This window comes from Streptomyces sp. NPDC029466, assembly GCF_055574515.1.
In genome coordinates this window covers 84,494-93,409 of sequence record NZ_JBVHZH010000042.1, presented here as the reverse complement: position 1 = coordinate 93,409, position 8,916 = coordinate 84,494, and the positions used below count along the sequence as shown (strand labels likewise).

Sequence of the window (8,916 nt, the reverse complement as noted above, 5' to 3'; positions counted from 1 at the left end):
GAGCGCGTTACCCAGGCGTCGGGCGGGACACCCCCCCCCTCTGCCCCTCTCCGTTCTGTCCCCCCCCCCCGCCCCGGCCGGGACGGCAACGGGCTGCGGTGGCTCAGCTGTTGAGGCTGGTGTGGTTCCACCAGCCCTGGCGGCCGACGGTGAGGTCGACGGCCGGACCGGACCCGTCGATCTTGCCCTGGTACTGCTGCCCCTTCTTCAGCGGGCTCTCGATCAGCTTGTCGTGGGCGTCCCTGATCGAGTCGATGACGAGGGTCGGGACCTTCTTCAGCAGTGCCGGGTCGATGGGCTGCGCGGTGGTGACGGTGACGGCCTCGTCCCAGTTGGGGCGCTCCGCGAGCTGGTGGGCCAGGTGGATCTCGTCGCCCTGGCCGAACACCAGGTAGGTGAGGTATTCGGGGTAGGGCAGATTGCCCAGCTTGCGGAAGGAGAGCACGTTCTCCGGCTTGCAGTCCACCATGGTCTCGGCCGTGGTCATCTGCTGGAAGTCGCGGCTGCCGTCCGGCTTCACGACGACCCGCTCCAGATGGACCCCGAACTCCTTGCCCTGCTGGAGCTCGGGGAGTTCGAAGTGGTGCGGGCAGCGCAGGGAGTAGAAGACCCGCTCGTTCTCGTGCTGTGCCAGATCCTTCAGGTACCTGTCCCGCAGTTCGCCGTTGTCCTTGATGGCGAAGTTGAAGACCGCCTGGAAGTTGTGGCCGGACTGGGGGTTGTACAGCGCCAGGTGGTAGAAGAACAGGTTCTTCTTGCCCAGCAGCAGGAAGCGGTGGATGTGCTGGTGTGCCTCGGTGGAACCGGAAGCGGGGGTGGGGGTCATGATGAGGTCTCGCCTTTCGTGGGTGGGGGGTTGTGGTGGAAGCTCCGCTGCCGCCGGGACCAGAAGGGCCGGTCGGGCCAGCGGGTTTCCTGCGCGTGCACGGCGCGGTGGCCGTGCTGGTAGGCGGTACGGGCCGTGCTGACCTTGGCCGCGTAGTCGGCCAGGGCCGCCCGGTCGCCGTGCAGCCGGGCGTCGACGGCCTGGCCCGCGCTCAGCCCGGTGTAGAGGGCGGTGAGGATGCCCTGGGAGCTGAGCGGGTCGAAGGCGGCCGCCGCGTCCCCGGCGGCCGTCCAGCCGTCGCCGTGCACCCGGTCCAGATGTGCGCTGTGGGCGGCGGCCCGGCGGGGCGGGCGCAGGGTGGTGAGCCCGTGCGGGCGGGCCCGGCGGGAGATGTGCCGGGTGGCCAGCAGCCGCCGGCGGAACCGTTCGGCTCCGCGCGCGGCGGCGACGGGCAGGTCGGGGTCGGTGAAGTAGGCGACCAGCCGGTGCCGGGAGGGCAGCAGCGCGGTGTACCACCAGCCGTCCTCGTCGGACTCGACCAGCGAACGGCCGTCGAGCGGGGTCTCCGGGGCCGGGTCGAGGGTGAGGTGGAGGGCGGTCAGCTGGTCTCCGGTGCGCCGCCGGGCGCCGGAGCGGACGGCGATCGCGGCACCCCGCCCGGTGGCGTCCACCACCCAGCGGCAGCGCACCGTACGGTCCCCGGCCCCGCCGGCCCGGTCACGCAGGGCGAGCCGCCAGGTGCCGTCCGACTGCCGGGAGGGGCTCCGTACGGCGGTGCGCTCGGCGACCTCGGCGCCCGCCGCCCGGGCGGCGGCACGCAGCCGGCGGTCGAAGAGCGGACGGTCCAGGTGCCAGCCGTGGCCGTAGGGGTCGTGGAGGAAGTCCACGGCGTGCAGTTCCGGCGAGCCCCAGGCGGACAGGTTGCCGTGGCAGGGCAGATGGCCGCTGCCCAGGACCGGTTCGGCGACGCCGAGGTCGGCGAGCAGCAGCCGGCCCATGGACACCAGCGCCTCACCGGCCTTGGGCGGGCCGGAGCCGGCGTCGGCCAGCAGGACGGTCCGGCCGGCGTGGGCGAGGGTGAGCGCGGCGGCACAGCCGGCCGGACCACCCCCCGCGACCACGACGTCGTAGGCCGGGGCGGGGCTCACGGGGAGCCGTGGAAGGGGTCGAGCTTCTCCAGGTATCCGGCGGCGATCGATGTCTCGTCCTGACCGGTCGCCTCCTTGACCTCCTCGACCGCCTGCTGCACGAGCATGGCCTCGACGTCCTCGGCGGGGATCTCCCCGGTCCAGACACCGGCCGCACCGGCCAGTTGGGGCACGCCCGCCTCGGGTACCTGGATGTTGATGAGGTTGGCGTGGTCGGGGGCGGGCGGATAGCCGGGCTCGGACTCCACCTGGATGTACTGGGGGAACTTCCCGTCGCCCACGGTGTATTCGTGCGTCTCGACGATGCCGAACTTGTACCAGTCGTCGACCATCTGCCGCCGCTGCGCGTTGGACTGGGTGCCCTTCAGGCCGCGCAGCCACACCGCCCGGTGCTCGAAGGCCTTCTCCCGGGCGCTGTCGTCGGAGCCGCTCGGCGGGGTGTTGACGGTCGCGAAGTCGGACTTCTTGAGCACATGGTTGGGGACCTGGGCGGGCCAGAAGGTCGGCAGGTAGGGGCTGTAGCGCGGGCCGAGCCCGGACCGTACCTGGTAGCCGGAGCGGCAGCTCGCCGCGTCGGACTGCCAGGGGGCGGCCATCCAGCGGGTGAGGTCGCCCGGCCCCTGCGCGTACAACGGACCGTTCTTGCCCAGTGCGTCCTGCACGCTGAGCACATCTCCGTAGTCGCGTTCCGGGTTCTCCGGCGTGCGGTGCAGGATGCGGAAGGGCTCGGAGTACATGGTCTTGTGCCGCATCGGCCAGGTGACCTCGCAGCCCGGGTGGAACGCGTCGGCGGCGCAGTTGTCCAGTGCGGCCCGGTCCAGCAGGCCCGGCTGCGCGGCGACGGGCGCCGCGTCCACGTCCGGGTGACCCTTGCGGGGCGGGCCGGAGGTGAAGCGGCCGTCGGCCCACAGGGCGAGCATCCGGTCCTGCTCGCGGGCGAGCTTGATGTGCTGCCGGACGGAGGTGGGTTTGCCGCTGGACATGAAGTCGCCGTAGATCCACGGCCAGGGCACGGGGGACGTGCCGTCCCGGTCGTAGTCACGCATCTGGACATAGACCTGGCGGCGGAGCTCCTGGCTGGCCGGGCCCGGGTCGGCGAGCCGCTTGCGCATGGCCGGGTCGAGGAAGTGGTGCGGGCCCCTCCAGCCGAACTGGGTGGCGAAGCCGTGGTTGGTCCACTGCAGCTCGCAGAACCGGCTCAGCAGCGGTTCGATGTGCTCCGGGTAGGAGACCTGCTGCACGGCGGGCAGCGTGTGCTCGTCGACGAACAGGCTGTAGAGCCGGTCGTAGAGGGTGCGGACGCTCTTCACACCGGGGGCGTAGTGCGGTGGGGCGACCACCGCCCAGGCCGGGCTCGCGGCCTTGGTGACGCCTCCGATGGTGACCTCCGCCGTGACCGGGCCGTCGGAGACGTCGTCGTACCAGGTGTCATTGTTGGCGACGCCGGAGATCGGTTTCTCGGGTGTGGCATACGAGGCCGATTTTCCGACGCCGCCGACGACCAGCAGGCGGCCGTCGTCCTGGGTGGAGATCGATCCCAGGGGGACCGCCCGGTTCATGATCTTCCCGGCGAGTGCGGCGGACTCGTGCAGGGAAGCGCGGATCGCCTTTTTACCCGCATCGATGACGAGTTTCTTCCGCTCCGCTCCCCTGACGTCGAGGTTCCGACGGGTCAGCTGCGCATCCGGCAGGCCGGGAGCCTCATCGATGTCGAGCGGGATGTGGAACTGGTACCAGGCGGCCTTCTTGTTGGCCAGGTGCACCGACCACTTGATCTCGGTGACACCGTCCTCGCCCAGTTTGAGTTCCCGGACGGCCTCCCCGGCCTGGTTGTAGCCGTAGACCCGGAACCGGGCGGCCTGCCGGATGACCTTCCCCGCGCTGTCCTTGTACGAGCCGGGCGGCAGCGGCGGCTGGTCCGGGGATTCCGGGCCGATGAAGGGCGGCTTGTCGCTGTTGCCGACCCGGGCTATGCCGATGGCGGGATGGATTTTGACCTGGACTATCTGGGTGTCCATCGAGGAGCCTTTCGCTGGGCGCGTGTGGTGGTGCCCCCCGACGGCTCAAACGTGGATCAGACCGGCGTCCGCCGTGACCTCCAGGCATCGCAATGGATGAATCCATTCACCCTTTCGTGTCGGCGGCCGCGCCCGCTGCCTTTGTACGCAGCGGGGAGGCCGCCGCGGACCGCGCTCGTCAGACGTCGGCCAGGCCCAGCAGCGCGGGCTTGTCGGCCAGGTCGCGGAAGGCAGCCCGCGGGTCCTGGAGCAGCTTGCGCTCGGTGAGGTCGAGCAGCCCGCAGACGGCGCTCACCTCGGCGGCCACCGTTCCGTCCGTCGTGCGGACGGTCTGCTCGATCCGGAAGGTCTTGCCCTCGCCCCAGACGAACGCACAGCTGACCTCGACCTCGTCACCGGCCCGCAGCTCCCGCCGGTAGCGGATGGTGGTCTCGACGGTCACCGGGCCGACGCGGCGGTCCACCATGGTGCTCTGGCGGATGCCGCTCGCCTGGAGCAGCGACCAGCGGGCGTGCTCGGCGTACTGGAGATAGACGCTCTGGTTGAGATGGCCCTGGGTGTCCGTCTCATAGCCGCGCACCGTGATCCCGACGGCGAACGGCTCCGTCGCGTCCGTACCGGCCGCCGGCTCCGCTGCTTCTGTCATGCGTGCTCTCCCGCTCCCCCAGGGGCGCCGGTCCGCCACGTCGACCCCCGGCGCCTCATCGGCCACTGGCCTCACATCGTAGGTGGGGAGGTCAAGGGGCCGGGTTCCCGTTCCCGGGGCCGGTCCCCGGCACGTATGCGGCGGCCGGGAGGCGGTGTCGGCCGCGGCCGGGGCCGCGTCAGGGGCTGCCCGTCTTCAGCCGCAGGTTCCACTTGTCCAGGATCTCGCCCACCGGCTGGAAGATGGTGAGGGTGGCACCGCCGAAGTTGCCGCAGCCGGCGGCGCCGCCGCCCGAGTGCACACCCAGGGCCTTCGGGGCGCTGGGCTGGGTGACATACGAGCCGCCCGAATCGCCGGGCGCCGAGCAGGCGTTGGTGAACGACAGGCCCTCGATGACCGTGTTGCCGTAGTCCACGGTCTGGTCGACCCGGGTGATCTCCCCGCAGTGCCAGCCGCTGCTCTGCCCGGAGTGGCACATCGACATGCCGGCCAGGCCCTCCTGGGCTCCGGTGACGGTGACCGGCGTACCGCCCTGCCCGGCCACGTCCGCGCTGACCGTCCAGTCCGGGCGGTCGACCTCGACCAGCCCGAAGTCCCCCTCGCGGTCGTTGACGCTGTGCCCGCCGCCCTGGTTGGAGGTCCCCATGCGGCTGCCGTCCTTGCCGAACGCGGGCTGATCGGGGGTGAGCGTGCAGTGACCGGCCGTCAGGAAGCCCTGGAAGTCGCCCGGCCCGGTCACCGAGAAGCCGATGGAACAGATGCCGTCGCTGCCGGGCATCCAGCGCTCACCGCCGACCACCGTGCCGCCCTGCTGACGCGGTGTCTGGTCGCTGCGCTCGACCGTGACGGGGATTTTCGACCGGGCCCCCAGCGCGCGGACGGACGCCTCGAAGACGGCGGTCCGGGCGGTGTGCCGGGTGCGGTCCATACGGACCACCACACCGTTGGCCCGCTCGTCGACGCCCCAGCCGGTGACGCCGGGCACCCCGTCCCCGGCCCGGCCGGTGATCTGCCGCACCAGGGCCGTGAGCGCGGCGCGGCCGTGCGGCACCGTCTTGGGGACCGCCCCGGCGGCGCGCACCCGCTGGGCGTCGGCGGCGCCGGTGACCGCGACGACGAGTTTGCCGGTCGTCCTGTCGAACCACATTCCGGCGGGCGGGGTGCTCAGCGTCCGGCGCACGGCCGCCGCGGCACGGTGCGCATCGGTCTCCTGCGCGAGCCGGGTCCGCACCTGCACCGCGTTCAGTCCGAGGTCCCGGCGCATCGCGTCGAGCATGCCGCGCGGCGTGGGCTGGGGCGAGGGATCGGGCCGGGGCATGCCGTGCGCCGGGCTGAACGGGCCGGCCGCCGCCACGACGGTGGCGACGGCCGCGCCCCAGAGGGCTGCCTTGCGAAAGCGGCGTTCCATCGGGGATCTCCTCGCGGTGTCGAGTGCACGTCGGATCCGATGGGGTGAGCGTGCTCGACACCGCGGCGTGCGGCATGAGGGCGGTCCCCGGCATCATGTCCGGGTGTTCCGTGATCCCGGCCCTCAAGTCCCCACCGTCCACGGCGCGGTGGCGTTCCGGCAGCTTCCCGAGGCGCTGCGGAACGTGACCTACTCGGGTGCCCGCCATCCGGGAGCGACGACACCTGAATGCCCGTCATACACGGCGGACGGGGCGGGCGGTGCCCCCGGCCGCGCCGCCCCGGGCCCCTTCGACGACCTGGCCGCAGGCGCGAACTGCCAGCGCTACGCCTACGCCGTGCTGCGCCACTTCGGCCTGCTGATACCGCCGTTGCGCTCGGCGGAACTCTGGGCCGACGAACGGGCGACCCACCGGGTGGGCCGCCCGCGGCCGCTGGATCTGGTGCTGTTCGACGGCGGTCCGGCGGACGGCCGGCCACCGGGCTACGGCGCGCACGTGGGCGTTCACCTGGGCCCCGACCAGGTCCTGCATCTGTGCCGGGAGGCCGGGCGGCCCGCCGTGTGGCGCTATGCGGACTTCGCGGCGCGGCCGCGCTACGGGCGCTTCCTCGGCGTCAAGCGGGCGGGGCGGGCCGAGGGGCGCTGAGTGCTTCGGGGCCGCCGAGGGGGCGCTGAGGGGGCGCTGAGCACCGGGGGCGGGCCGAAGGGCGCCGGCCGCAGCGGGCGGCCCAGGGGCACTCAGCCCTCAGAAACCTCAGCCCTCAGAAACCCCCGCCGTCGAAGCCGCCGCCACCGAAGCCACCACCGTCACCGAAGCCGCCGCCGAAGTCATCGCTGTTGAAGTCGGATCCGGAGTAGTCACCGCCGTCGGCGCCCGCACCGCCGAAGTCGGCTCCGTAGGCGGCGGACGACATCATCATGTTGCCGAGCAGGGTGCCCACCAGGAGGCCGGGCAGCAGGCCGCCGCCGAAGTAGCCGCCGGCCCAGGGGCCGTAGGCCGGGCCCGCGTCCCAGTAGGGGCGGTCGCCGTGCGCGGTCCTGACCGTACGGGCCAGCGGCTCGCGCCCGTCGTCCATCCGGCTCTTGTCCGCGGCGCAGACCGGCACGGTGCGCTCGGCACCGCCCTCCGGGGCCCACCGGACATCCACGACGGACGGGCCGTGCCGTGGATCGAAGAAGCAGGGCAGCCGGCGCTCGGGCAGCGGCCGGCCCTCCCGGCGTGCGGCGAGGGTGGCCAGCGAGAACCGGCCGTCCTCCAGGGCCTGGGTCACCGCCTGGACATCGCCGGGGTGCTGGGCCGACGCCATCGCGGACTTGGCGGTCTCGTAGGAGTCCAGCGCATGGCTGTAGTCCGCGCGCATCGCGTCATCGGCGCCGGGCTCACCGGGGCTGAAGTCGAGCCGGTCCAGCTCCTCGCCGAAGGCGGTGATGTCCTCGTCGACGACGACCCGCAGGTCCTCCAGCGCGGCCCGCTCCGCCTCGATCCGCCTTCTGCGGTTGCGGCGGGCGATCGCGTACGCGCCGCCGCCTCCGACGGCCACCAGCACCCCGAGCCCGATCGCCGTACCGGTGTCGAAGCCGCTGCCGCCGGAGCCGCCCCAGGAGGCGGGGGCCTGGCCGTGTGCCGACCGTGCGGCCGTGTCGACGAAGCTGTTCAGGCGCTCGTTGACCGTGGGGTAGTCGGAGCTCTTGACCGATCCGACGAGGTTCTGCACCGCATCGCGCGTCATCACCCGCGGGTCGGCGCCGGCGTTGAAGCCGTTGCCGAGCTCCACGGCGTAGACGCCGCTGATGCCGACCTTGGTGCGCAGGTTCTGGAGCAGGGTGTCCGGCTGGTACTCGGCGGCCCGCGGCAGCACGGCGACGAAGATCGGCTTGTCCGCGTCCTTGATCTTCTTGGCCAGCGCGTCCGCCTGGGCACGGGAGAACTGGTCCGTGGCGCGGGGATCGACGTAGACCGGGCCCTTTTCGAGGGCCGCCGCGGCCTCGTCCAGCCCCCCGGCGGCACGGGCACCCGGTGCCATCGCGGCGGCGACCGCCAGCAGCGCGGCCACCAGCAGCAGGACTGGTCCGATCAGCGCACGACGAGTTGCGGTCTTCATGTGTTCGACGCTACCCGAACCGCACTTTAAGGACATCACCGGAGCCGGGATCAATTCCGTCCCGAGCGGTGGATTCTCCCTCCCGTCCCGGGGGCTGTCGCGCCGGAGCTGTCCATCCAGGTGATCGCTCAGCGCGTCGTTTTTGATGCCTCAGGTGCCGGGGATGTTCGGCTCGCCCCTCCCCCCGACGAAACGAGGAGACGATGTGCAGGGCCACCTCGATGGCCACCAATCTGGCCGTCGCCGTCGCCACCACCGCCGTCGGCTGCATGCTGGTGATCTCGCTGGCGCCGTCGCGCCCGGACACCGGGAAGAGTGGTCCCGCGGCCGGCCGGGCGATGGCCGCCACGGCCGGCCATGCGGGCTCGGCCGCGCGGGCCGCCACCTCCGCCCTCGGTGCCCCCGCCGCCAGTGCCGACCCCGAGGAGTTCGCCTCGCCGCCGACGGGGCGGATCGAGGTGACCGCGCCGGAGCCCGGCGTCGACTACAAGGCGAACGGCAGTTTCGCGGTGACCTGGAACAACAGCACGGGCGAGGAGGTGGACATCTGGCTGCGGACGGCGACGGGCCACGGCGAGTCGGAGCGGGTGGCACTGGTCGCGACCAAGGCCGGGGCCGGGCCGGCCGGCGAGGCGCTCGTGACGCTCCCCCGGGTGCCGCCGGGCAAGCGCTACTTCCTGGAGGTGGCGACCGCCGGCGACGGCGCGGTCCGCGCCTTCAGCCGGACCTTCGCCATCACCAACTGACCGGCCGGCGGCCACCGGCCGG

Annotated in this window: 8 protein-coding genes; 2 read left to right on the top strand and 6 right to left on the bottom strand. The window is 72.6% G+C overall.

Annotated features, from left to right (window positions below; translation table 11 throughout):
- Positions 1 to 103: 103 nt before the first annotated feature.
- The 5 genes from ACZ4XD_RS28250 to ACZ4XD_RS28230 all read right to left on the bottom strand — a co-directional run bounded on the left by ACZ4XD_RS28250 (position 104) and on the right by ACZ4XD_RS28230 (position 6,046).
- Entirely contained in the window at positions 104 to 826 is a 723-nt protein-coding gene (locus ACZ4XD_RS28250) for a hypothetical protein (RefSeq protein ID WP_468046642.1), read from the bottom strand.
- Positions 823 to 1,974 (bottom strand): FAD-dependent oxidoreductase, encoded by a 1,152-nt coding sequence (locus ACZ4XD_RS28245; RefSeq protein WP_468046640.1) that lies wholly within the window; start codon positions 1,972 to 1,974, stop codon positions 823 to 825. Before ACZ4XD_RS28245 ends, ACZ4XD_RS28250 begins: the two co-directional genes overlap by 4 nt.
- Positions 1,971 to 3,992, bottom strand: a complete 2,022-nt coding sequence (locus tag ACZ4XD_RS28240) for a LodA/GoxA family CTQ-dependent oxidase (protein ID WP_468046638.1) — start codon at positions 3,990 to 3,992, stop codon at positions 1,971 to 1,973. Before ACZ4XD_RS28240 ends, ACZ4XD_RS28245 begins: the two co-directional genes overlap by 4 nt.
- Before the next feature lie 178 nt (positions 3,993 to 4,170).
- Positions 4,171 to 4,638, bottom strand: a complete 468-nt coding sequence (locus ACZ4XD_RS28235) for an acyl-CoA thioesterase (RefSeq protein ID WP_468046636.1) — start codon at positions 4,636 to 4,638, stop codon at positions 4,171 to 4,173.
- A 178-nt stretch (positions 4,639 to 4,816) separates the two neighbouring features.
- A complete protein-coding gene (locus ACZ4XD_RS28230; protein WP_468046634.1) occupies positions 4,817 to 6,046 on the bottom strand; it encodes a S1 family peptidase in 1,230 nt (409 codons plus the stop codon).
- A gap of 103 nt (positions 6,047 to 6,149) precedes the next feature.
- Between ACZ4XD_RS28230 and ACZ4XD_RS28225 the strand changes: the two genes are divergently transcribed.
- Positions 6,150 to 6,692 carry a cell wall hydrolase gene (locus ACZ4XD_RS28225; protein ID WP_468046632.1) on the top strand — a complete coding sequence of 181 codons (543 nt, stop codon included), beginning with the start codon at positions 6,150 to 6,152 and terminating at the stop codon, positions 6,690 to 6,692.
- A gap of 115 nt (positions 6,693 to 6,807) precedes the next feature.
- On the opposite strand, the gene ACZ4XD_RS28220 is transcribed toward ACZ4XD_RS28225, so the two are convergent.
- Positions 6,808 to 8,148: a hypothetical protein gene (locus ACZ4XD_RS28220; protein WP_468046630.1), complete on the bottom strand. Its 1,341-nt coding sequence runs from the start codon at positions 8,146 to 8,148 to the stop codon at positions 6,808 to 6,810.
- A 203-nt stretch (positions 8,149 to 8,351) separates the two neighbouring features.
- Here ACZ4XD_RS28220 and ACZ4XD_RS28215 point away from each other — a divergent pair, with 203 nt between their 5' ends.
- On the top strand, positions 8,352 to 8,894 hold the full coding sequence (locus ACZ4XD_RS28215; protein WP_468046628.1) for a Ser-Thr-rich GPI-anchored membrane family protein: 543 nt from the start codon (positions 8,352 to 8,354) through the stop codon (positions 8,892 to 8,894).
- The last annotated feature ends 22 nt before the right edge of the window (positions 8,895 to 8,916 follow it).

Coding starts and splice junctions, on each gene's coding strand:
- ACZ4XD_RS28230 (WP_468046634.1), bottom strand. CDS start 6,046: ATGGAACGCCGCTTTCGCAAGGCAGCCCTCTGGGGCGCGGCCGTCGCC.
- ACZ4XD_RS28235 (WP_468046636.1), bottom strand. CDS start 4,638: ATGACAGAAGCAGCGGAGCCGGCGGCCGGTACGGACGCGACGGAGCCG.
- ACZ4XD_RS28215 (WP_468046628.1), top strand. CDS start 8,352: ATGTGCAGGGCCACCTCGATGGCCACCAATCTGGCCGTCGCCGTCGCC.
- ACZ4XD_RS28240 (WP_468046638.1), bottom strand. CDS start 3,992: ATGGACACCCAGATAGTCCAGGTCAAAATCCATCCCGCCATCGGCATA.
- ACZ4XD_RS28220 (WP_468046630.1), bottom strand. CDS start 8,148: ATGAAGACCGCAACTCGTCGTGCGCTGATCGGACCAGTCCTGCTGCTG.
- ACZ4XD_RS28250 (WP_468046642.1), bottom strand. CDS start 826: ATGACCCCCACCCCCGCTTCCGGTTCCACCGAGGCACACCAGCACATC.